This window comes from Streptomyces sp. NPDC002643, from assembly GCF_053592555.1.
Genome location: NZ_JBSFVY010000022.1, coordinates 43,266 through 65,705 on the forward strand (window position 1 = coordinate 43,266; position 22,440 = coordinate 65,705).

The 22,440-nt window shown below is 70.6% G+C and carries 21 protein-coding genes; 12 read left to right on the forward strand and 9 right to left on the reverse strand.

Going from position 1 to position 22,440, the window contains the following annotated elements; translation table 11 throughout:
• Positions 1-50: 50 nt before the first annotated feature.
• On the reverse strand, positions 51-683 hold the full coding sequence (locus ACWD4G_RS29645) for a winged helix-turn-helix transcriptional regulator (RefSeq protein WP_451298734.1): 633 nt from the start codon (positions 681-683) through the stop codon (positions 51-53).
• A gap of 88 nt (positions 684-771) precedes the next feature.
• On the opposite strand from ACWD4G_RS29645, the gene ACWD4G_RS29650 reads away from it, so the two are divergent.
• From ACWD4G_RS29650 to ACWD4G_RS29680, 7 genes are all read left to right on the forward strand, one after another.
• Complete coding sequence (locus ACWD4G_RS29650; RefSeq protein ID WP_451298736.1) at positions 772-1,980, forward strand: pyridoxal phosphate-dependent aminotransferase; 1,209 nt, start codon at positions 772-774, stop codon at positions 1,978-1,980.
• A 156-nt stretch (positions 1,981-2,136) separates the two neighbouring features.
• The gene (locus ACWD4G_RS29655) at positions 2,137-2,742 is read left to right on the forward strand and encodes a hypothetical protein (protein ID WP_451298738.1); all 606 of its coding nucleotides are present in this window, start codon (positions 2,137-2,139) and stop codon (positions 2,740-2,742) included.
• Entirely contained in the window at positions 2,739-4,769 is a 2,031-nt protein-coding gene (locus tag ACWD4G_RS29660; RefSeq protein ID WP_451298740.1) for a M48 family metalloprotease, read from the forward strand. The genes ACWD4G_RS29655 and ACWD4G_RS29660 overlap by 4 nt, the downstream gene beginning before the upstream one ends.
• A 73-nt stretch (positions 4,770-4,842) precedes the next feature.
• Positions 4,843-5,544: a hypothetical protein gene (locus ACWD4G_RS29665; RefSeq protein ID WP_451298742.1), complete on the forward strand. Its 702-nt coding sequence runs from the start codon at positions 4,843-4,845 to the stop codon at positions 5,542-5,544.
• 9 nt (positions 5,545-5,553) lie between these two features.
• Complete coding sequence (locus ACWD4G_RS29670; protein WP_451298744.1) at positions 5,554-6,087, forward strand: hypothetical protein; 534 nt, start codon at positions 5,554-5,556, stop codon at positions 6,085-6,087.
• A 33-nt stretch (positions 6,088-6,120) separates the two neighbouring features.
• Entirely contained in the window at positions 6,121-6,720 is a 600-nt protein-coding gene (locus tag ACWD4G_RS29675) for a histidine phosphatase family protein (RefSeq protein ID WP_451298746.1), read from the forward strand.
• 77 nt (positions 6,721-6,797) lie between these two features.
• Positions 6,798-7,472 carry a hypothetical protein gene (locus ACWD4G_RS29680; RefSeq protein WP_451298748.1) on the forward strand — a complete coding sequence of 225 codons (675 nt, stop codon included), beginning with the start codon at positions 6,798-6,800 and terminating at the stop codon, positions 7,470-7,472.
• Between the two features lie 84 nt (positions 7,473-7,556).
• Here the strand turns inward: ACWD4G_RS29680 and ACWD4G_RS29685 are convergent, their stop codons facing one another.
• Entirely contained in the window at positions 7,557-9,248 is a 1,692-nt protein-coding gene (locus tag ACWD4G_RS29685; protein WP_451298750.1) for a peroxidase family protein, read from the reverse strand.
• 370 nt (positions 9,249-9,618) lie between these two features.
• Here ACWD4G_RS29685 and ACWD4G_RS29690 point away from each other — a divergent pair, with 370 nt between their 5' ends.
• A complete protein-coding gene (locus tag ACWD4G_RS29690) occupies positions 9,619-11,847 on the forward strand; it encodes an alpha-N-acetylglucosaminidase (RefSeq protein WP_451298752.1) in 2,229 nt (742 codons plus the stop codon).
• A 96-nt stretch (positions 11,848-11,943) separates the two neighbouring features.
• On the forward strand, positions 11,944-12,771 hold the full coding sequence (locus tag ACWD4G_RS29695) for a chitosanase (RefSeq protein WP_451298754.1): 828 nt from the start codon (positions 11,944-11,946) through the stop codon (positions 12,769-12,771).
• A 34-nt stretch (positions 12,772-12,805) separates the two neighbouring features.
• Here the strand turns inward: ACWD4G_RS29695 and ACWD4G_RS29700 are convergent, their stop codons facing one another.
• The 6 genes from ACWD4G_RS29700 to ACWD4G_RS29725 all read right to left on the reverse strand — a co-directional run bounded on the left by ACWD4G_RS29700 (position 12,806) and on the right by ACWD4G_RS29725 (position 16,823).
• Complete coding sequence (locus ACWD4G_RS29700) at positions 12,806-14,179, reverse strand: 8-oxoguanine deaminase (protein WP_451298756.1); 1,374 nt, start codon at positions 14,177-14,179, stop codon at positions 12,806-12,808.
• A gap of 24 nt (positions 14,180-14,203) precedes the next feature.
• Positions 14,204-15,106, reverse strand: a complete 903-nt coding sequence (pucL, locus tag ACWD4G_RS29705; protein ID WP_451298758.1) for a factor-independent urate hydroxylase — start codon at positions 15,104-15,106, stop codon at positions 14,204-14,206.
• A gap of 5 nt (positions 15,107-15,111) precedes the next feature.
• A complete protein-coding gene (gene uraH, locus ACWD4G_RS29710; protein WP_451298760.1) occupies positions 15,112-15,546 on the reverse strand; it encodes a hydroxyisourate hydrolase in 435 nt (144 codons plus the stop codon).
• A gap of 6 nt (positions 15,547-15,552) precedes the next feature.
• The gene (gene uraD, locus ACWD4G_RS29715) at positions 15,553-16,017 is read right to left on the reverse strand and encodes a 2-oxo-4-hydroxy-4-carboxy-5-ureidoimidazoline decarboxylase (protein WP_451298938.1); all 465 of its coding nucleotides are present in this window, start codon (positions 16,015-16,017) and stop codon (positions 15,553-15,555) included.
• A 135-nt stretch (positions 16,018-16,152) separates the two neighbouring features.
• The gene (locus tag ACWD4G_RS29720; protein ID WP_451298940.1) at positions 16,153-16,521 is read right to left on the reverse strand and encodes a helix-turn-helix domain-containing protein; all 369 of its coding nucleotides are present in this window, start codon (positions 16,519-16,521) and stop codon (positions 16,153-16,155) included.
• Between the two features lie 53 nt (positions 16,522-16,574).
• Entirely contained in the window at positions 16,575-16,823 is a 249-nt protein-coding gene (locus ACWD4G_RS29725; protein WP_451298762.1) for a hypothetical protein, read from the reverse strand.
• 149 nt (positions 16,824-16,972) lie between these two features.
• On the opposite strand from ACWD4G_RS29725, the gene ACWD4G_RS29730 reads away from it, so the two are divergent.
• Positions 16,973-17,794 carry a TIM barrel protein gene (locus ACWD4G_RS29730; RefSeq protein ID WP_451298764.1) on the forward strand — a complete coding sequence of 274 codons (822 nt, stop codon included), beginning with the start codon at positions 16,973-16,975 and terminating at the stop codon, positions 17,792-17,794.
• Positions 17,795-17,820: 26 nt separating this feature from the next.
• A complete protein-coding gene (locus tag ACWD4G_RS29735) occupies positions 17,821-18,783 on the forward strand; it encodes a 2-hydroxy-3-oxopropionate reductase (RefSeq protein WP_451298766.1) in 963 nt (320 codons plus the stop codon).
• 732 nt (positions 18,784-19,515) lie between these two features.
• Here ACWD4G_RS29735 and gcl read toward each other — a convergent pair.
• On the reverse strand, positions 19,516-21,300 hold the full coding sequence (gcl, locus tag ACWD4G_RS29740) for a glyoxylate carboligase (protein WP_451298768.1): 1,785 nt from the start codon (positions 21,298-21,300) through the stop codon (positions 19,516-19,518).
• A gap of 344 nt (positions 21,301-21,644) precedes the next feature.
• On the opposite strand from gcl, the gene ACWD4G_RS29745 reads away from it, so the two are divergent.
• Positions 21,645-22,346, forward strand: a complete 702-nt coding sequence (locus tag ACWD4G_RS29745) for a hypothetical protein (RefSeq protein ID WP_451298770.1) — start codon at positions 21,645-21,647, stop codon at positions 22,344-22,346.
• Positions 22,347-22,440 lie beyond the last annotated feature (94 nt).

The following is a 22,440-nucleotide window of genomic DNA, read 5'->3' on the forward strand; positions in this document are numbered from 1 at the left end:
AGCAACCACAACCGACCGCCGGCCGAAACACAACCCACACACCCCCAAACTCACCCCTCCCTCAGCTCCTTCGCAAGAGGCCCCTCCCCCACCACCTCAACCCGCCCCACCCGAACAGCCTCCCGCAAGCTCAGCTCCCCCCGGCCCAGCACACCGCAGGTGCCCGCGTCGATCGTCAGCACCACATCCGCCGTCTCCGGCGCACCCCCGTCCCCGTAGACGGGCCCGTCCTCCGTGCCGACCCACACATGGAACCGCCCCTCCTCCAGCCGCACTTCGACAAGCCCGGCGGCGAAGCCGTCGAGCCCCCGCAGCAGCGGCAGGGCGAACCAGTGCGCCCGCACCGCGTCGGTGGGCCGGCGTTCCCCGAGCGCCATGGAACCCCACGCCCCCAACGCCTGCAGCACCGGCAGCAACTCCCGCCCCCGCTCGGTGAGTTCATAGACATACGCGGCCCCCGGCGGCGGCAGCCGACGCCGCGTCGACAACCCGTCCCGCTCCATGTCCTTCAGCCGCGAGGCAAGAACGTCCGTGCTGACGCCCGGCAGGTCCGCGTGCAGATCCGTGTACCGGCGCGGTCCGGCCAGCAGTTCGCGCACGATCAGCAGGGTCCAGCGATCCCCGACGAGGTCGAGCGCACGCGCGGCGGAACAGTACTGGTCGTAGCTTCGACGAGGTGACATGCGACGCAGTCTAGACATGTCGTTGGACTTTCCAAGCACCTACTTGGTAAAACCAAGCAACACCAATGAACCGGAGAGGCGTAAGCGCATGGAGTTCCGGCAGTCGAGCAAGCTCAGCGAGGTCTGCTACGAGATCCGCGGCCCGGTGATCGAGCACGCCAACGCGCTGGAGGAGGCGGGCCACAGTGTGCTGCGCCTGAACACCGGCAACCCCGCGCTCTTCGGTTTCGAGGCGCCGGAGGAGATCGTCCAGGACATGATCCGGATGCTCCCCCAGGCGCACGGCTACACCGACTCCCGTGGCGTCCTCTCGGCCCGCCGCGCGGTCGCCCAGCGCTACCAGGAGCGGGGCCTGGAGGTCGACGTGGACGACGTCTTCCTCGGCAACGGCGTGTCCGAGCTGGTCTCCATGGCCGTACAGGCCCTCCTGGAGGACGGCGACGAAATCCTCATCCCCGCCCCGGACTTCCCCCTCTGGACGGCGGTGACGACCCTCGCGGGCGGCAAGGCGGTCCACTACCTCTGCGACGAGCAGGCCGACTGGTACCCGGACCTGGACGACATGGCGTCGAAGATCACCGACCGCACACGGGCCGTGGTCATCATCAACCCCAACAACCCCACCGGCGCGGTCTACCCCAAGGAGATCATCGAGGGCATCCTCGACCTCGCCCGCCGCCATGGCCTGATGGTCTTCGCCGACGAGATCTACGACCAGATCCTCTACGACGGCGCCGTCCACCACTCGGCCGCCGCGCTCGCCCCCGACCTGGTCGTCCTCACCTTCTGCGGTCTGTCGAAGACCTACCGGGTCGCGGGCTTCCGCTCCGGCTGGCTGGTCGTCACCGGCCCCAAGCAGCACGCCCGCGACTACCTGGAGGGCCTGACGATGCTGGCCTCCATGCGGCTGTGCGCCAACGCCCCGGCCCAGTACGCCATCCAGGCCGCGCTCGGCGGCCGTCAGTCCATCGACGACCTCACCCGGCCCGGCGGACGCCTCCACGAACAGCGCGATGTGGTCTGGGAGAAGCTCAACGAGATCCCCGGCGTGACCTGTGTGAAGCCGAAGGGCGCGCTCTACGCGTTCCCCCGCCTCGACCCCAAGGTCCACAAGATCCACGACGACGAGAAGTTCGTCCTGGACCTGCTCCTGAGGGAGAAGATCCAGGTGGTCCAGGGCACCGGCTTCAACTGGCCCGCCCCCGACCACTTCCGTATCCTCACCCTCCCCCGTACGGAGGACCTGGAGGCGGCCATCGGCCGGATCGGACGGTTCCTCAGCGGCTATCGCCAATAGCGGCACATTCTTTCAGGAATCGACAACCATCCGAATTTTTTCGAAAGTTGATTCCCCGTGCTCGTCGCCACTGGCATATCCCCTCTATAGTCCCCAGAACCATCAGGGCATGAGCAGCACGCTCGTTCGGGGGTGCACGTGAATTCCGATTCGGAAGTGGTCACTGGGGAAGAGGTGATTCTTCTCGCGCTGCGATCGATCGCCGCGCGAGGGGAATGGACGGAGAATTCGGATCTCGTCGATTCCGACGAGGCGGGACGGGCACTGTCCGAAGGGGCGCCGTCCGAAGGGGCGTTGTCCGAACAGGCGTTGTCAGAGCAACTGGCGCGATTCCGCGTCGATCCGGTGACGGTCGATCAACTCGCCGCCCGGCGCGGCGGCCTCATGACGAGCGGTCTGGCGACGACCATCCTCACCTCGTCCCTCGTGGTGGCCGTCGTGGCGCAGATCATCGCGGACCAGGTCCAGGTGGGCGCCCGCGCCGCGATCGGCAAGGTGTCGCGCTGGCGGGCCGGCCGGCGCGGGCGGCAACTGGTCTCGGCCCTCGGACAACCCGCTCAGCCGTTCGGCGCCCAGGACGCGCAGTGGCTCCGGGGCTATGTGACGGCCCAGTGCGAGGGGATCGGCTGTCCCCCGGAGCAGGCCGCGGCGGTGGCGGAGGCGGTGGCCACCGCCTGGCTCGCACGCGGCCGGGACGGCCGGCGGGGACGGGACGGCGACGACGATCCCGGCACCCGGGTACGGGAGGGCGGCCACGGGTGACACGCCCGTCCTCCCTGCCCCATCCGACCTCCACCCAGTTCCTGCTGCTCCTTCTCATGCTGGGCGCGGCCTCGCTGTTCGCCGGCACCTGGTGGGGCGTACTGACCCGGAGCGGCTGGACATCGCGCCGCGAGGACTGTCTGTGGCGCGCGGCCGAGGCGTCCGGGGACCCGGACGCCACCACACGGTGTCTGAACGATCTGCTGCTGCGGGAGACGGGCGTGGCCCTGCTGGGCCCGGCGACGGTCCTCGCCCTGGCCGCGCTCGCCGTCGTCGTCACCACCGCCTGGCGCCTACGACGCTGGCGGCGTTACGACCTGCCCGTACCCGACCGGACCGTCCGGGCCCTGGAAAGCTGCCTGGCCGACATCGGGTACGCGCCCGCCGAGCCGCCGACTCCGGTCGTCGAGAAGCGGGGCAGCTTCGGTGGCGTACGGGAGGAGGCGAGGGCGTACGGGCTGTTCGGGCGGCGGTATGTGGTCGTCGCGCATCACACGCCGCTCTCGCAGAGCCTGCCGTGGGGCGAGGCCGACCGCCGTATCGCGTTCGCGAGCCTGCGTCACGAGGTCGCCCATCTGCGTGCCGGAGACGTCGGCCGGGGACGGTTCGCGTTCCACGCGCTGTGGGTCTTCCCCTGTGTCGTGGTGCTTCCGCTGGCCGTCGCGGCGATCGGCCGCCCGGCGAACCTCTCGCTCTCCCTGGGGTGGCGGCTGGCCTCGATGACCGCCGTGGTGCTGCTGGCCTTCGCCGCGTTCGTCCGTATCCGCGAGTACGAGGCCGACGCCGTCGCCGACCGGGCCGAGGCCGACCCGGGCGGCATGGCCTTCGCCGTCCAGGCGTCGCTGGCCGGGGGTCGTACGCGGCTGCCCGAGTTCCTGCGGCTGCATCCGGACGACCGCGGCCGACTGCGGGTGCTGCGGCGGCCGGACCGGCCCCACCGGCTGCTGGGCACCTCCTGTCTGATCGCCGGGACGGCGGTCGGCTCCGCCTTCCACGAGATCGCCCTGCTGCTGGAGGCCGCCACCTCGGGCAACGTCCTGCTGTCGTACTGGCTCACGGGGCTGCTCGCCGGGACGGCCATCACGGCGGTGGTGTCGGTCTCGGTCTGGCGCGACCTCGGCGGAACGGCGTACGCCCTGCTGTCCGGCGCCCTGTCGGGGCTCGCCCTCGCCGTGGGCTCGCAGTTGTCGCCCCGCGCCGCCGGAGCGTGGGAACGGCTGTTCCCCACCTCGGTGATCAGCGGTGACAACTACGCGCTCTCAGGCGCCCGACCGCTCGCCGTGCTGTCGCTGGTGGTGGCCGCCGCGCTCGGCGGAGCCGTGTTCACGGTGTGGTCGAGGGCGCTGGCTCCGGCGCGTTCTCTGCCGGCGCGCGGGGTCACCGCCGTGATCGTCCTCGGGGGTCTGGTGCTCTCCGTGCCGCTGGCGTTGTGGTTCGGGCTGCAGCGCCAGATCGCCACCTCCTACGTCGCTCCCCGCGAGGTCGCGCGTCAACTGCTCTCCCCGGCGGTGTTCTGGGCGCTGTGCGCCACCGGGGTCCTCGCGCTCGCGGTGCTGTGGCGCGTCGGCCGACCGCGGTGGCGGCCCGCCCTGGCCGTCGCCTGCGTCTGTGCCGGGCTGCTGCCCGTGGGTGTGGTGGCCGTCGGCACGATCGTCGACGGCCGGGCCGGTCCAGCACGGGCCTTCACCAGACCGACCGACGCGCCCCGCCGCCCCTACGAGATACCGGAAGGTGACCTGCCGATCCTCCCCGCCCCCACCTCCACCTCCACCGCCGACGATCCGGCTGTCGAACCGGCGCTCGCCTGTTTCCTCTTCACCGCCACCCCCACCGAGCGCCTTTACTCCCCCGACGGCCTGGAAGAGGTGGCGAGACGGATGCGGGTCACCCGGGACGTCGCATTGCGCTCGGTCGTGGAGAAGGTTCTCGACGACCTGGAAAGCGCACGAAAAGAATCACGCGCTTTCGACATCGAAACCGCCGTCAGCGAGATCCATTCGGCGTGCAGGATCGTGCTGGCCCGATAGCGCGCCGGCCTGATGGCGCGAACACGGAAACAGAACCAGGTTCATTGAAAAGCGGCAGAGCCGGGAGAAACCTGTGAACAACACCTGGGCCAAGTCGATGGCTCTCGCCGTCGCCGTCATCCTGTCGACCGGCGCCTGCGGTGGTGGCGGCGATGGTGAGGACGGTACGGCACCGGACGAGGGCAAGGGCGGTGCGCTGCCCACCAGGGCCGAGGTCTCGGCCGCGCTGCTGAGCGTGGACGATCTCACCGGCTATGACCGGATCACCCCGGACCCGGAGGCCGTACCACCGGACGGCTCGGACAAGCCGCGCTGCGTGAACGCCCTCAACGACCTCGACTACGGAACTCCCGCCTCCGGCACGGCCGTTCAGGGGAGGGCCGAATTCGGGCACAGTGCGCTGGGCCCGTGGATTCGCCAGACCCTGCGGGTCTACCGCGACGCGTCCGCCGCCGAGGAGGCGTACGAGCGGACCGTCGCCGATCTCTCGGACTGCGCGCGGTTCACCATCACCTGGTCGGATCTCGCGAGGACCGGGACGGAGACGCTGCGGGAGACCACGCGTCCGGAGCTGGGGGACCGCAGTTGGGCGGCCGACATCGGAGTGGAGCTGGGCGGCTTCCCCAGCGGCGAGACCAAGACCCTCGTCCAGCAGGGCAGACTCCTGATCGTGATCAGCCACGCCGGAGCCCCCGACGCACCGGCGCGGAAGGACACCGAGGACATCACCCGCCGGGCGACACAACGGGCCTTGCGCGCACTGGACGACGGGTAGACCTTCCCCATGACTGACCGCCCGCTGCTCCTCCTCGATGTCGACGGCCCCCTCAACCCCTTCGGCGCCCGGTTACGGCGCCCCCGGGGATACGTCACCCACCGGCTGCGTCCGGCGAACTGGTCGGCCCGGCAGAAACCGGGGTCACGGCGGCTTCGGCGGGGGCTTCGTGTACGGCTCAATCCGGGGCACGGGGAGCGGCTGTTGGCGTTGCCGTACGAGTTGGCGTGGGCGACGACCTGGATGCACGAGGCCAACGAGATGATCGGGCCGGTGATCGGGCTGCCGGGGAATCTGCCGGTCATCGAGTTCTCGGACGTGTTCGTGCCCGACCCCGACGGCCTGTACTGGAAGACTCGGCAGGTGGTGTCGTGGGCGGCGGGGCGGCCGTTCGTCTGGGTCGACGACATGATCACCGACCTCGACGTACGGCATGTCGCCGAGCATCACGACACGGCGGCGCTGCTGCTGCGGATCGATCCGCGCAAGGGGCTCGGGGAGCGGGAGTTCGCCGAGTTGGAGCGGTGGGCGCGGGCGTTGTGAGGGGTCGCCGGGCGGGGCTCGTAGCCTGGGGGCATGGGTGATCTTTTTCTGGTGCGGCACGGTGAGACCGAGTGGTCGTTGTCGGGGCGGCACACCAGTTGGACCGACCTGCCGCTGACGGAGAACGGGCGCGCGCAGGCGCGGAGTGTCGCCCCGCTGCTCACCTCGCACCACATCGGGGCCGTGTTCGTCAGCCCCATGAAGCGGGCCCGGGAGACCGCCGAACTGGCCGGGCTCAAGGACGCGCGGGTGGACGCGGATCTCCGCGAGTGGGACTACGGCGCGTACGAGGGGGTCACGACCGTCGAGATCCAGCGCACCCGGCCGGACTGGTTCCTGTTCACGGACGGTGTCGCGCCGGGGCCGCCCGAGCATCCCGGGGAGAGCCCGGATGAGGTCGGGGCGCGCGCCGACCGGATGCTGGCCAAGGCGCACGCGGCCCTGAACGACACCGAGGGGTCCGTGGTGCTGGTGGCCCACGGTCACTTCCTGCGCGTCCTGACCGCACGCCGGCTGGGGCTGCCGCCGTCGGGCGGGGCGCTGTTCCAGCTGGCGACGGGGACGGTCTGCCGACTCGGTACCGAGCATGGGCGGCCGGTCATCGCCGGGTGGAATGTCAGACCCCCCTCGTAGTCTTCGGACGGGACATGCGAAGGGCCTACCAGTCCGGTCGTTCGGCCGGTTCAGCCGGTTCGGTGGAGGAGGGTGCCATGACACGACCGCCGACCGCCGCGCAGCGGCGGATCATCGATGCCGCCGAGCCGGTGACCGGGCGGGTGCGAGGTACGGAGGCCCAGCTCGCGGCGCTGGTGAAGCGCGGGCTGGCCTTTCGGCATCCGCGCCCGCCGCACGACCACTTTCTGACTCCGGCCGGGCATCGCATACGGGAGGAGCCCGCCGGGGAAGCCGCCGACCGGGAGGAATCCTCCGGCCAGGGAGCGGGGCCGGCCCAGGTGACCGGGGTGTTCGCCGCCCGGATCGGCGGTGAGGAGGGCGTCGTGTCCGGTCCGGCGCGTGTGCGTGAGGTGCACGGCGCCTGGCAGGGGTTGTTGGAGCTGCGCCGGATGACCAACCCGGACGGTGCCATGGATCGGCCCTGCGGCTGGGAGCGCGCCCATCTCGTCCAGGCGGCGGCCCTCGCCCTCGAAGCCGCGGGCCACCGCCCGGCGACCCTGGCGGACCCTGCGGACCCGGCGGCCACCGAGCCCGGCGGCTACCGCGTCCGGGCGACTCCCCAGCCGGAGGCCGTCGCCGTCCGCGAGCCGTCCCACGAGTCGCTGCGGGCCTGCGCGGCCACCCTGGAGAAGGCGGGCTGGCAGGTCGGCGAGCACACGGACCCCCGGACCCGGGAGCGCTATCTGCTGGCGTCACCGAGGAGAACGTAGGCGTCAGCGCCGCCCGGACCATGAGCACAGGCCCACAGCCCGAGCGGCGAAGGAGACGGCACGTCCCTCTGGCCCTGCGACCCCCTAACCCAGCGGGTTGAGCAGTGCCGGGTCGTTCTCGAAGGCGAAGAGGAGCAGGTCCGTCATCGTGAACGTGCCCTTCTTGTGGGAGGGAAGGGTCGGGCGCCAGTGCGGCTGCTTCACGATGGACGTCCGGCTGCCCTCCATCGCCCGGTGGAAGACCTCGGCGACGAGGGTGCCGCCGACGCCGGTGAGGCTGCCGGGGTGGGCCTCGTTCACCTCGGCCTCACGCAGGACGTAGAACCACAGCGGGGTGTTCTCCACGATCTGCGTGCGCTCGGCGTCGGTGAGGCCCTCCAGGACGGCTCCGCCGTTGCCGCGCAGGATCTGGTCCTCCGTCAGCGGCTTGAAGCCCATCTGCGCGGCCAGTTGCGGCCCGGTGGCCAGCTCGACCATCGCGGCCCGCGTGAGGTTGCGGAACGCGAGGTTGCGCTGGATCGCCGGCGGCGCGGGACGGCCCCGGCCGTCGAACGTGCCGGTGGGCAGTGTGGACAGCGGGTCGACCAGCAGGGTGTCCAGCCGCTTGGCCACATTGAACTCGCCCTCGGGCACGACCAGGTCGTCCCGGCCGATCTCCCCGAAGGCGAACAGCCGACGCCAGTCCACGATCCAGTTGCTCGGCAGCCGCAGGTTCTCCCCCGCGTTCGGGTCGTCGAGGTCGCTGAGGTCGGCCGGCCCCGGAGTGAGGTTGCCCGCCGTGCCGCTGAACCGGAAGAGAAGACCCAGACTGGCGATCCCGCCGGGCCCACCCGCGCGGAACACGGTGTTCCACTGGTAGGCCCCGCGCACCATGCTGTGCCCGAGCCGGTAGGCGGCCACGGAGAACTCGATGGGCATCGTCGGGGCGTCGCCGGGACGGCCGCGCCCCGGCACCTCGAAGTGCTTGCGCCCCCGGGTGAAGACCCGCTCCACGATGTCCCGGTCGACGATGCGGGGCAGGAAGTCGGTGCGCAGCATCCACTGGTAGTGCTTGACCACGGTCTCCCGGGCCGTGTCGAGCAGCCGGTACTCGGGCACCCCGCGCTCGACGAGGTGGTCGACGACGCGGTTGTGGAAGCGGATGAACGCCAGGTGGAGCTGGCCGACGGCCAGGTTCTCGTCGTTGCGCGCGTCCGGGATGAGCGCGGCGCGCTGGTCCGCCCGGGTGCCGCCGGCCGTCTCGCCGGCCCTGGGGAGGTCGAAGCCCTCCTGATCGACATTGGCCGGCGGGAACTCGGGCGGGAAGGGCACACCGAGCGCCGTCCCCACCTTGAGGCGCGCGTCGGTCTCGTAGAAGCGGGCGCTGCTGGAGTGGTGCGGGCCCAGACCGTAGACCGAGTCCAGGTCGAGGGCGGGGCTGCGCCCCTGGACGAGTTCGTCGACCGGGACCGGCTCGCCCAGCCCCACCTGGGTGCGGTCCAGCGTCAGATCGTGGTCGACGAACTGGCCGAGGTAGGTGAACCCGGCCGGGATCGGTGTCCCGGGCGCCCCGGAGTCGGGGTCGGCGCCGCCCGTGCCCGTGGTCATGGCCTCGGCGAGCTTGGCGCGCAGCGCCTCGTCGAGCTGGACTCCCTTCTCACCGAACCTGGAGAAGCGGAACGCCATCTGCTGCTCGGTCGCGCTCGGCACGCGGGAGACGGCATTCCCCTTCTCGAACTCCAGGACACGGCCCTCGTTGACGACGTAGTAGGTCTCGCGATGGTGTCGATGCACCATGAACATCCCCGTTCTTTCCCCCGCACTCCGCGCCCCGGCCACAACCGGACGTACCGGTTCCCACGGGATGCTCCGGCCCCCACCGGACACGAAGTGACTATTTCCGTGAATCCCTGTTTACCGACAACGCGTCAGCCAAGTCGAGGAGTTTCCCGAACCAGGACATCTACGTACATCGATGTACGACAAGTGTCCCGGCCGACCACAGCCGAACCCCCGAAGGCGCAGTCGGACCCACGAGGCCGGGCAGGGCCGAAGGAGTCGTTCATGGCGGGTTCTCCCCGTTGTGACCGCGTGTCTGCGCACGGGTGGGGTTTCGAGGGGTATTCCTCCCCTCGGCACACCCCCCGTCCTCAGCCCCGGAGACACCATGCCGCTCGCCCGCCGTGCCCTGCTCGTCGCCCTGGCCGCCAGTTCGGCGGTCGCCTGTACCTCGGCCCGTGCGATCCCCTCGGACGACGCGCCCCGGTCCGACGGAAGAGGGAACACGGACCGGGCCGCGAAGGTCGCCGCGAACGCGGCCCGGCGGCTGCTGCCCGACCACTGGCAGCAGATCACCTTCGTCGCGGGGACGGCCCCGGACACCTTCGAGGTCTCGGGGCGGGCCGGAGGCATCACCGTCGTCGGTGACACTCCGGCCGTCCAACTCACCGGCCTCAACTGGTACTTGAACCACGTGGCCCGCGCCGAGATCAACTGGGCCGGCGAGCAGACCGACCTCCTCCCCGCCGATCTCCCCGGCCTCGACGGCACGGTCACCCGGCGCGCGAACGTCCCCCACCGCTTCGCGCTCAACGACACCAACGACGGCTACACGGGCGCGTACCACGACTGGTCGTACTGGGAGCGCGAGCTGGACGTCCTGGCGCTGCACGGCTACAACGAGGTCCTCGTCTACACGGGCGCGGACGCGCTCTACCACCGGGTGTTCCAGGAGTTCGGGTACACCGACGAGGAGCTGCGGGAGTGGATCGCGGGGCCCGCGCATCAGCCGTGGTGGCTGCTGCAGAACCTGTCGTCATTCCCGGGGTTTCCCTCCCCCGTCTCGCGGCAACTCCTCGACGCCCGCGCCGCCCTGGGGCGCAGGATCGTGGACCGGGTGCGCGAGCTGGGCATGACGCCGGTCTTCCCGGGCTATTTCGGTACGGTCCCGACCGGTTTCGCCGAGCGGGTGCCGGGGGCGCGAACCGTGCCGCAGGGCACCTGGATGGGCTTCACGCGCCCCGACTGGCTGGACCCGCGCACACCGGAGTTCACGGAGGTCGCGGCGGCCTTCTACCGGGCGCAGGACGAGCTGTTCGGCGGTCCGTCGACCCTGTACAAGATGGACCTCCTGCACGAGGGCGGCGACCCTGGCGATGTGCCGGTCGCGGACGCGGCCGGCGGGGTCGAGCGGGCGCTCAGGGCGGCGCACCCCGACGCCACCTGGGTGATCCTCGGCTGGCAGCGCAATCCGCCGCGCGCGATCGTCGACGCCGTCGACAAGGAGCGGATGCTCGTCGTCGACGGCCTCTCCGACCGCTTCCCCACGGTCACCGACCGTGAGGCCGACTGGAACGACACCCCGTACGCCTTCGGCTCCATCTGGAACTTCGGCGGCCACACCACCCTCGGCGCCAACACCCCCGACTGGGCGGAGCTGTACGAGAAGTGGCGGACGAAGGACGGCAGCAAGCTGCGCGGGATCGCCCTGATGCCGGAGGCCGCCGACAACAATCCGGCCGCCTTCGCCCTCTTCTCCGAACTCGCCTGGCGGGAGGGGGAGTTGGACCTCGAAGCCTGGTTCGCCGACTGGGCGCACACCCGCTACGGCGGCCGTGATCCGCGCGCCGAGGCCGCCTGGGACATCCTCCGTCGCACCGCCTACGGCACCACCCGCGCCGACAGCTGGAGCGAGGGCGCCGACGGTCTCTTCGGCTCCCGGCCCGCCCTGAACACCGTACGGGCGGCCCGCTGGTCGCCCAAGCAACTGCGGTACGACGCATCCGAGTTCGAGCCCGCGCTGGGTGAACTGCTCGGCGTGCGGGCGGAGCTGCGGAAGTCCTCCGCGTACCGCCGGGATCTGCTGGACGTGGCCCGGCAGGCGCTCTCCAACCGCAGTCGGCTGCTGCTGCCGCAGATCAAGGCGGCGTACGACGCCGGTGACACCGCCCGGTTCGACGAGCTGACGGGGACCTGGCTGTCGCTGATGGACCTCCTCGAACGGCTGGTGGCCACCGACTCCGCCCATCTGCTGGGGCGTTGGGTCGCGGAGGCCCGGGCCTGGGGCGCCGACGACGCCGAGCGGGAGCAACTCGCCTACGACAACCTGTCGTTGCTGACCGTGTGGGGGACACGGGCGGGCGCGGACGCGGGGCTGCGGGACTACGCCAACCGGGAGTGGGCGGGGCTGGTCGGCGGGCTGTACCGGCTGCGCTGGTCGACGTACTTCACCGAACTGCGGGCCGCGCTGCGGGAGGGCCGGACGCCGACGGCGATCGACTGGTTCGCGCTTGAGGACCGCTGGACACGGAATCCGGGTCGGCTCGCGACCGAGCCGACCGGGGACACGTACGCGGTGGCCACCGAGGTCAGGGACCGGCTCACAGCTCTCTCCTGACGGATCACAGCGGTCTGCGATCGCACCCTCACGGCTTTCCAAGGCGAGCGCGCGAATCTCAACTACCCCCTCAGAGCGCTCACTTGGAGAACACACGTGCCGTTTCTGCCCGCAAGAGCCGCGTCCCGCCGACTGCTCCTCACCTCTCTCGGCGCCTCCTTGGTCGCCGCTCCCCTGATAGGAAGGCATGTGGCGGACGCGGCCACCACCGCGAGTACCGGGCTCGACGATCCGGAGAAGAAGGACATCGCCATGCGGCTGGTGTCCAGCGCGGAGAACTCCTCCCTGGACTGGGAGCAGCAGTACACCTACATCGAGGACATCGGCGACGGACGCGGTTACACCGCCGGGATCATCGGATTCTGCTCCGGTACGGGCGACATGCTGGCCCTGGTCGAGCTGTACACCGAGCGGGTCGCGACAAATCCGCTGGCCGGGTATCTGGACGCCCTGCGTACGGTCGACGGCACCGACTCGCACGAGGGCCTCGACCCCGGGTATCCGGCCGCCTGGCGCGAGGCCGCCGGTACCGCCGCCTTCCGCAAGGCCCAGCGCGACGAACGCGACCGCGTGTACTTCACCCCGGCGGTCGAGCGCGCCAAGAAGGACGGCCTCGGCACGCTCGGCCAGTTCATCTACTACGACGCGATGGTGATGCACGGCCCCGGCACCGACGCCGTCAGCTTCGGCGGTATCCGTGGGCAGGCACTGCTCAACGCGGCCTCCCCGGCCGAGGGCGGCGACGAGACCGCGTTTCTGCACGCCTTCCTCGACGCGCGGGTGTGGGCGATGGAGCAGGAGGAGGCCCACAGCGATGTCAGCCGGGTCGAGACGGCCCAGCGGGTGTTCCTGGCGGCCGGCAACCTCGACCTGGCGCTGCCGCTCAAGTGGGAGGTGTACGGGGACAGTTACTCGCTGAGCTGAGGATCGACCGAGGGCCGCCCCCTCGGCCGGATCTTCAGCCCCCGGCGGCGATCCGCGCGAGCCGCCGGGCCTCGTCCCTCGTGGAGCGGGCGATGGCGTCCTCGTCGACGTGGAGCAGTCGGCCGTTCTCGACGATCGGCTCGCCGCCCACGAGGGACAGCGTGACCGGGGCCGCCGCGCCGAAGACGAGAGCGGTGACGGGGTCGGCGATGGAGGCGTGGGCGAGGGTGTCCAGCTTCCACAGGACCAGGTCGGCGAGCTTGCCCGGCTCCAGTGATCCGATCTCGCCCGCCCGGCCCAGGACCTGGGCGCCACCGTGGGTGCCGAGGCGGAGGGCCTGGCGGGCGTTGAGGGCGGCCTCGCGGTGGGCGCCGAGGCGGTTGATGAGGAGGGCGTTGCGCAGCTCGGTGTGGAGTTCACCGGACTCGTTGGACGCCGTGCCGTCGACACCGAGGCCGACCGGGACGCCGGCGGCGAGCATGTCGGGGACGCGGGCGATGCCCGCCGCCAGCCGGGCGTTGGACGAGGGGCAGTGAGCCACCCCCGTCCTCGTACGGGCGAAGGCGGCGATGTCGGAGTCGTTCATATGGACGCAGTGGGCCATCCACACGTCCTCGCCGAGCCAGCCCGTCGATTCGAAGTAGTCGGTCGGGCCCATGCCGAACAGCTCGTGGCAGAACTTCTCCTCCTCGACCGTCTCCGAGCCGTGCGTATGCAGCCGTACGCCGAGTTCGCGGGCCAACTCGGCGCCCCGGCGGAGGAGTTCGGTGGAGACGGAGAAGGGCGAGCAGGGGGCCACGGCCACCTGGGTCATCGCGCCGAAGGAGGAGTCGTGGTGCTCCTTGACGGTCGCCTCGGTGGCGGCGAGGGCGCCGTCCAGGGTCTCGACGGCGAAGTCCGGGGGCAGTCCGCCGTCCTTCTCGCTGCGGTCCATGGAGCCACGGGCGAGGGTGAAGCGGACGCCCGTCTCGCGCGCGGCCCGGATGATCGAGCCCGACAGATCGCCGGAGCCCTTCGGGAAGACGTAGTGGTGGTCCATGGCGGTCGTCACCCCGCCACGGGCCATCATCGCGAGCGAGCCCTGCGCCGCCGCGTACGTCATGCGTTCGTCGATGCGCGCCCAGGTCGGGTACAGGGCGACGAGCCAGTTGAAGAGGTTGTGGTCGGTGGCGAGACCCCGGGTGATCCACTGGTAGTAGTGGTGATGGGTGTTGACCAGGCCGGGGGTGATGAGGTGCCCGGTCGCGTCGATCCGTCGTACGACGTCCGTCAGCCCCTCGGGGGCCTTGCCCTCGCCGACCGACTCGATCACGTTGTCCGCGACGACCAGGTGACCCGAGGTGTACTCGGTGTCCTTGGCGTCCACGGTCGCGATCGCCGCGTTCTCGATGACGATGCGCTGAGCCATCGTTGCTCTTCCTCTACTTCCGCGTCAGAGGTTGGTGAGGTCGACCGGGATCTTCGCCTCGCTGCCGTCCCGCAGGATCGTGGCCTCGATCAGGCCGTAGGGGCGGTCGGCGGCGAAGTACACAGCTCCTTCGGCGGTGTCGTTCTTGAGACCGAACGGAGCCAGGTCCACCAGGAAGTGGTGCTTGTTCGGGAGGGAGAAGCGGACCTCGTCGATCTCGCTCCGGTTGTCGATGATCCGGGCGCCCATCGCGTACAAGGTCTGCTGGAGGGAGAGCGAGTACGTCTCGGCGAAGGCCTGGAGCGTGTGCCGCTTCACCTGTGCGTACGACTCGTCCCAGTCCGGCGTCGGCTGCTCGTCGTCGGTCCAGTGGAAGCGCCAGCGGCCGGAGACCTCGGTGGCGAGGATACGGTCGTGCGCCTCGGGCAGGGTCGTGTACTTGTCCTTGACGTAGCCCCAGAATTCGGAGTCGGTCGAGTTCAGGACGGTGAGGTCCTTGAGGCCGGAGACGACCTCCCACGACGAGCCGTCGTAGGTGATCTGGGCGAGCCGGGTCTCCTGGCTTTTGCGGACGAAGGAGTGTGCGCCCTCGCCGCCGTGCTCTATGCGCTCCCAGGCGTACTCCTCGATCCGGATGCGCGCCCGGTGGATCGCCGGCTGTGAGGTCACGAAGTGGCGGGCGAGGTGGATGCCGAACTGCTCGGCCGACTGGATGCCGTGCTCCTTGGCGAAGGCGTACACGGTGTTCTTGGTGGTGTCGGTCGGCAGGACGTTGGCGTTCGAGCCGGAGAGGTGGACCTCGTCCATGTCGCCGGAGAGCGACACCGAGACGTTCAGGTCCTTGATGTGGTGGGTGGCGCCGTCCCGCGTGATCTTGACGACTCGGTTCTCGGCCTTGCCGTACTGGTTCTGTCCAAGAATGGGCACGGGTGCTAACTCCCTCGGTATACGGAGTAGCCGAACGGGTTGAGCAGCAGCGGTACGTGGTAATGCTCGCCGGGGTTCACCGCGAAGGTGATCGCCACCTCCGGGAAGAAGGCCCCAGCCCCGGCAGTACCGCTGTCCCGATTCGCGGGGGCGTCCTGCTGCGCATCGGCTCGCTTGTTCTGGAAGTACGGCTCGACCGCGAAGTCCAGCCGTACGTGGGTGGTCCCCTCCGGGGGCGCCGGGAGGTCCTTGCACCGGCCGTCGGCGTCGGTCGTGGAGCCGCCGAGGGCCTGCCAGTCCGCGTCGCGCCCGGAGCGGGCGGAGAGTCGGACGGCGACCCCTGAGGCCGGGCGGCCGATGCTCGTGTCCAGGATGTGCGTGGACACGGAGGCGGTGGTGCCTGTGCCGGTGCTGGTGCTCGTGCTGATGTTGGTGCTCATGGTGCGTCAGCCCTCTTCGACGAGCCGGGTGAGGCGGATGCGGTTGATCTTGCCCAGTTCGGTGCGGACGATCTCGCGTTCCCGCTCCGGCGGGTTGCCGATCCGCTCCCTGACGGCGTCCCGCATCCGCTCGCCGGTGAGCCCGGTGGCGCAGATCAGGAAGACATGGCCGAACTTCTCCTGGTAGGCCAGGTTCAGTTCGAGCATCTCCGCCTTCAACTCGTCGGAGGCGCCGGCCATACCGCGCTGCTCCCGCGCCGAGGTGGGGTCCCCCGGCTTGGGCCGGCCGATCGGCGGATGCCCGGCCATGGCCTCGGCCAGATCCTCGGCGGTCAGCTCGGCCATGGCGGCGTCACTGGCGGTGAGGAGGTCGTCGACGGTGGCGTACGGGCGCGCGGCGAGCAGCCTGCGCCCCCATTCCGCCGAGGCACACACCTCATGGAGGGCGGCCGTGGCCGCGTGCTCCTCCATGGCGTTGAACCGGGCGAGCCCCGGCGCCGACGTACGCGAAGTCACGGGAGCCTCCGTGGCCGTGAGTCTGGACTGCCTACGGCAAGCTAACGCCCCACGACGACATCGCGTCAACAGTTTGTTGAAAAATCCCGGTTACGGGGAGTGGCGGCCGGGCTTCGTCGACGCCTCCCCGCCCGGTCGCGCCTTGGCACGCTGCTCATTGACGTAGTTGATGTAGTTGTAGACGGTGAACCTGCTGACGCCGAGCGCGCTCGCGACGGTCTCCACCCCGTGCCGCACCGTGAAGGCCCCGCGCGCTTCGAGCGTGCTGACGACCTCCTGCTTGGTCTTGCGGTCGAGGTCGGCCAGGGGCTTTCCGTGCTTGCGTTCGAGCGCGGCCAGAATGTGGTCCAGCGACTCGGCGAGCTGCGGCAGCCGTACGGCGACGACGTCGGCCCCCTGCCAGGAGAGCACCACATCGTCGGGGCCGGCCTCGCCCGGCGGGACCATGACGCCACCCATGGCATCGACCAGCGGCTTGACGGCCTCGGCGAAGTCGTCACCCCCGGGGCCGGTCACTCGCCCTCCTCGATGACGTTGACCTGGAGCGAGATCCTGGTGGCACCGCCCCGCAACGCCTTGCGCAGCAGACTGCCGACGGCGGCGAGGACGACCTCGGAGCCACCCTCCGCCGTGTTGCCGAACGGCCCCACATCCACGGCGTCCAGATCGGCGGCCGCCAGGACCTCCCGGGCGACCAGCGCGTGCCGGGGCGGCTCGTCCAGGTCGAAGGGTTCGGTCGTGAACTCCACTCGCAATCGCACGCGCCCAACCTAACGCGCACCCCCGGGGTTCCACCTCCCCCTCTTGACAGAGCGGGGTCGTCGGCGACAGCATTCCATTAAGCAGAAACTAAATTTCGTAATACGGAATTTCGTGTCCGGAATTGACGCCCGAAGGGAGCGGCCGTCCCATGGGACCCGCAGAGCAGCGCTACGACGTCAATCTGTCGATCCTCTTCACGGAACTGCCGCTCCTGGAGCGCCCGGCCGCGGCCGCCGCCGCCGGCTTCGACGCGGTGGAACTGTGGTGGCCCTGGCTCGACTCCCCCACCCCCGAGCCCGCCGAACTCGACGCCCTGAAGCGGGCGATCGAGGACGCCGGTGTCCGGCTGATCGGGCTGAACTTCTACTCCGGCCAGCTCCCGGGCCCGGACCGGGGCGCCCTGTCCATCCCCGGCGCGGAAGCGGAGCGGTTCCGCGCCAACATCGACGTGGTGGCCGACTTCGCCGAGTCCGTAGGCTGCCGGGCCCTCAACGCCCTCTACGGCAATCGCGTCGACGGCGTGGACCCGGCCGAGCAGGACGCGCTGGCGCTGGAGAACCTGGTGCTCGCCGCCCGCGCGGCCGACCGTATCGGCGCGACCCTGCTGATCGAGGCGCTGAACCGGCTGGAGTCACCCCACTACCCGCTGGTCTCGGCCCCCGCCGCCGTCGACGTCGTCGACAAGGTCAACCAGGCGACCGGCCTCGACAACGCGCGCTTCCTCATGGACCTCTACCACCTGTCCATGAACGGCGAGGACCTGCCGTCGGTGATCGACCGGTACGCCGACCGGACGGGCCACGTCCAGATCGCCGACAACCCCGGCCGGGGCGTCCCCGGCACCGGCTCACTGCCCCTCGCGGACCTCCTCGACCGGCTGAGGAAGGCCGGTTACGAGGGGTGGGTCGGCCTTGAGTACAAGCCGGGGGACCGCCCGAGTTCCGAGGCCTTCGACTGGCTGTCCCGCTGACCCCGCACGGAGAGGAACCCCCAGGTATGAGCAACCCCGACGCTTCCTCCCACCCGGCCCGCGCGGATGCCTCCCACCCGGCCCGCGCGGATGCCTCCCACCCGGCCCACCCAGCGGTTGCCTGGATCGGGCTCGGCATCATGGGCTCCCCCATGTCGGAGAACCTGATCAAGGCGGGTTACGACGTCACCGGCTACACCCTGGAGCAGGACAAGCTGGACCGGCTGAGCGCGGCCGGCGGTACGGCGGCCGGTTCCGTCGCCGAGGCCGTGCGGAACGCCGATGTCGTGATCACCATGGTTCCCGCGTCACCGCAGGTGGAGGCCGTGGCGTACGGCCCGGAGGGCATCCTGGAGAACGCGCGGCCGGGGACCCTGCTGATCGACATGTCGTCCATCACCCCGCAGACCTCGATCGACCTGGCCCGCGCCGCGCGGGAGAAGGGCATCCGGGTGCTCGACGCGCCAGTCTCCGGTGGTGAGGCCGGGGCGGTCGAGGCCGTGCTGTCCATCATGGTCGGCGGCGACCAGGCCGACTTCGACGCGGCCCGGCCCGTCTTCGAGGCGCTCGGCAAGACCATCGTGTTGTGCGGACCCCATGGCTCCGGTCAGACCGTGAAGGCCGCCAACCAGCTGATCGTCGCCGTGAACATCCAGGCGTGCGCCGAGGCCGTGGTCTTCCTGGAGAAGTCCGGCGTGGACCTGGCGGCGGCCCTGGACGTCCTGAACGGCGGGCTCGCCGGCTCGACCGTGCTGACCCGCAAGAAGGGCAACTTCCTCGACCGGGACTTCAAGCCGGGCTTCCGTATCGATCTGCACCACAAGGACATGGGCATCGTCACGGACGCCGCGCGCACGGTCGGCGCCGCCCTGCCCGTCGGCGCGGTCGTGGCCCAACTGGTGGCCTCCCTGCGCGCCCAGGGCGACGGCGACCTCGACCACTCGGCCCTGCTCCGAGCCGTGGAACGCCTCTCCGGCGCCCAGGTCTGATCATCCGCTTCCCGGCCGGCCGTTCCAGCCCGGCCGGCCCGGCGGGACCGCCCAGGAACCCCGGGCGGCGGCGTCGCTGACATCTGTCCTGTCGCGCCCATGCGACACCGCCGCCCGGCACCAACTCCCGCCCCCTGCCCGCCCCTTGTCTACGCAAGGGTGCGTAGCCCGTCTACGGAACCCTCAAATCAACCTCTGAACCCGTGCTCCGGGGCTTCAACTCCCCCTGGGTGCGGGCACATTCTCGTCACATGAGGCCCGCCGGCACGGGGGCGGCGGGCCTCGACGGGGGAAGCCGCCGGGGGCGCGGGGGAACGCCCCTCGGCGGCAGGAGGAACTCCCCTCGCGAGAACGGGGGAAACGGGGGAAACGGGGGGAGACCATGAGCGGCAGTGCGACAAAGCGGCCCGCCTCGTGCGGGGTCGCACTGCCGCGCGGTGGGCCCAGCGCCCGCGGACGTCGGGGTCGTCCGCGCGCGCTGGGCCTTTTCCCGTCGTCCCGCCACAAGCCCGCCCACGGCTGAGTGAAGCCACGGGCGCGCGAAAGGGGCGGCCCATCCCCCGGCTGAGCCGCCCCCGACGCCCCACCGCACTCCGCCCCTCCGCACTCGGGGCCTACGGGCCTACGGGCCTACGGGCCTACGGGCCTACGGGCCTACGGGCCTACGGGCCTACGGGCCTACGGGCCTACGGGCCTACGGGCCTACGGGAACACCCTGGGGCATTCCGTGCCTCAGGCCCTCAACCGTGTGATCGACGTCGGCGCGTGCCCCGGCTCCGTGGCCACCTCCTCGAACTCCACCACCTCGCTGATGTCGTTCGTCGTGGACATGGAGATGTTGGTGACGCGTTCCAGGATCGCCTCGACGACGACCGGCACCCGGTGCTCCGCCGCCAGCTTCTTGGCCTGCTCGAAGGCGGCGCCCAGTTCGGCGGGGTCGGTCACGCGGAGCGCCTTGCAGCCCAGCCCCTCGGCGACCTTGGCGTGGTCGACGCCGTAGACGCCGAGTTCGGGCGAGTTGAGGTTCTCGAACTCCAGGTTGACCTGGAAGTCGATGTCGAAGGCGCGCTGGGCCTGGCGGATGAGGCCCAGATAGGCGTTGTTGACCAGCACGTGGACGTACGGGATGCGGTGCTGTGCCCCGACGGCCAGCTCCTCGATCATGAACTGGAAGTCGTAGTCGCCGGAGAGCGCGACGACGGACGCCTCGGGGTCGGCCTTGGCGACACCGAGCGCGGCCGGGATCGTCCAGCCGAGGGGGCCCGCCTGGCCGCAGTTGATCCAGTGGCGGGGACGGTGGACGTGCAGCAGCTGCGCGCCGGCGATCTGGGAGAGCCCGATGGTGGTGACGTACCGGGTCTCGGGGCCGAAGGCCTTGTTCATCTCCTCGTAGACGCGCTGCGGCTTGATGGGGATGTCGTCGAAGTGCGTACGGCGTTGAAGGGTGGCCTTCCTCTCCTGGACGGAGGCTGCCCACGCCGAACGGTCGGGCAGCCCGCCCGCCGCCCTCAACTCCCTTGCCACCGCCACGAAATGTTCCAGCGCGGCCCCGGCGTCGGAGGTGATGCCGTAGTCGGGGGCGAAGATCCTGCCGATCTGGGTGGGCTCGATGTCGACGTGGACGAACGTCCGGCCGGCCGTGTAGACGTCGAGTCTCCCGGTGTGGCGGTTGGCCCAGCGGTTGCCGATGCCGAGGACGAAGTCGGACGCCAGGAAGGTGGCGTTGCCGTAGCGGTGGGAGGTCTGGAGGCCGACCATGCCGGCGTTCAGCTCATGGTCGTCGGGGATGGCGCCCCAGCCCATGAGGGTGGGGACGACCGGGACGCCGGTCAACTCGGCGAATTCCACCAGGAGTTCGCTCGCGTCGGCGTTGATGACACCACCGCCCGCGACGATCAGGGGGCGCTCGGCCGCGTTCAGCATCCCGATCGCCTTCTCGATCTGGGCGCGGGTCGCGGCCGGTTTGTGGACCGGCAGCGGCTCGTAGGTGTCCGGGTCGAACTCGATCTCGGTGAGCTGGACGTCGACGGGGAGGTCGATGAGGACCGGCCCGGGGCGGCCCGAGCGCATGAGGTGGAAGGCCTGTTGGAAGACACCGGGGACCTGGGCGGCCTCCAGCACGGTGACCGCCATCTTGGTGACCGGCCGCGCGATCGAGGCGATGTCGACGGCCTGGAAGTCCTCCTTGTGGATCACGGCGGTGGGGGCCTGGCCGGTGATGCAGAGGATCGGGATGGAGTCACCGGTGGCGGAGTAGAGCCCGGTGATCATGTCGGTGCCGGCCGGTCCCGAGGTGCCGACGCAGACCCCGATGTTGCCGGGGTGGGTGCGGGTGTAGCCCTCGGCCATGTGCGAGGCGCCCTCGACATGGCGGGCGAGGGTGTGGTGGATACCTCCGGAGGCCTTCAGGGCCGCGTAGAAGGGGTTGATCGCCGCGCCGGGCACTCCGAACGCGTCGTGGACGCCCTCGCGCTTGAGGATCTCGACTGCCGCGCGGGCAGCGGTCATACGAGCCATGCGTACTCCTGCTTCGGTTGCCGAAGTCGCGCTCCCGTCGCGCCCCGCGGTGAGCACTGCCGATTTCTGTGACCGACCTTCTGTGACGGACTCTCCCCGACCGATGGGAATCCATGAATCCATTCCCGAACAGATTACAAATTCCGTATCGCGGAAAGTTTTTTCTGCTATCTGGAAGCAATGTAGAACGCGGGGTGGAGAGCGTCAAGGGAGCCGGACGCGGGCGGCGTCAACGGCGTCGACGTGGGAATCCACCTGTCCCATCGGGGTGTTCGCCTGCCGGGACGGCTCTCGCTGGAGGACGATGAGGGGGCTGTTCAGGTGGTGTCGGGGTGGGGTGGAGCATGAGCGAGAGCATGGTGGTGCGGTGCCCGGACTGCGGGCGGGAGCATCAGTACGCCGCCCCGGCCTATCCCTGTCCGTGCGGCAACCCGGTCGCGCCCCCGCTGAACCGGCATGCCGCGCCCGTCTCCGTCACCCATCACACCTGGGACGAGGACTGGGTCACCGTCCGCTGCGGCAGCTGCGGCCGCGCCGACCAGTGGCCGCACCCGGAGCTGGGCTGCACCTGCGGGACCGTGCTGCGCGTGCCCGTGATCGGCGCGCTACGGCCGCTGGGCCCCGACGACGCCGGCCCGGACGCACGGCCCGTCGACCCCCGGCCCACCTTCCGGCCGTTCACCATCCGCACCGCCCGCGACGCGGTCACCGCCGTCGCCCTCTATCTGCGCTGGCTCGGCTACCGGGACGTACGCCGCGCCGACCAGCGGCAGCCCCACGGCATCGGGCTGGCCGCGCGCGGTGTCCTCGCCCAGGTCGACCCGTCGGTCGGCCCGGCCTCGCTGCGGGACGTCGAATGTCTGTGGCTGACCGCCATGACCGAGTCCGCCGACTGCGTCTACTTCTCCCTCGCCGGTTACGCCACCGACGCCCGCGAACGCGCCGACGGCCTCGGTGTCTCCCTCTTCGTCCTCGACCTCACGGGCACCCCGCAGCCGGTGAACGGCGCGGCGGTCGAGCTGATCGCCACCGGCGCGGGGGCCTGAGCCGCCCCATCGGCGCGGGGGCCGGAGTTGAGCCCCATCGGCGCGGGGCCAGAGCCGCACCACGGCACCGTCCATGCCTTCCAGGCATAGCGCT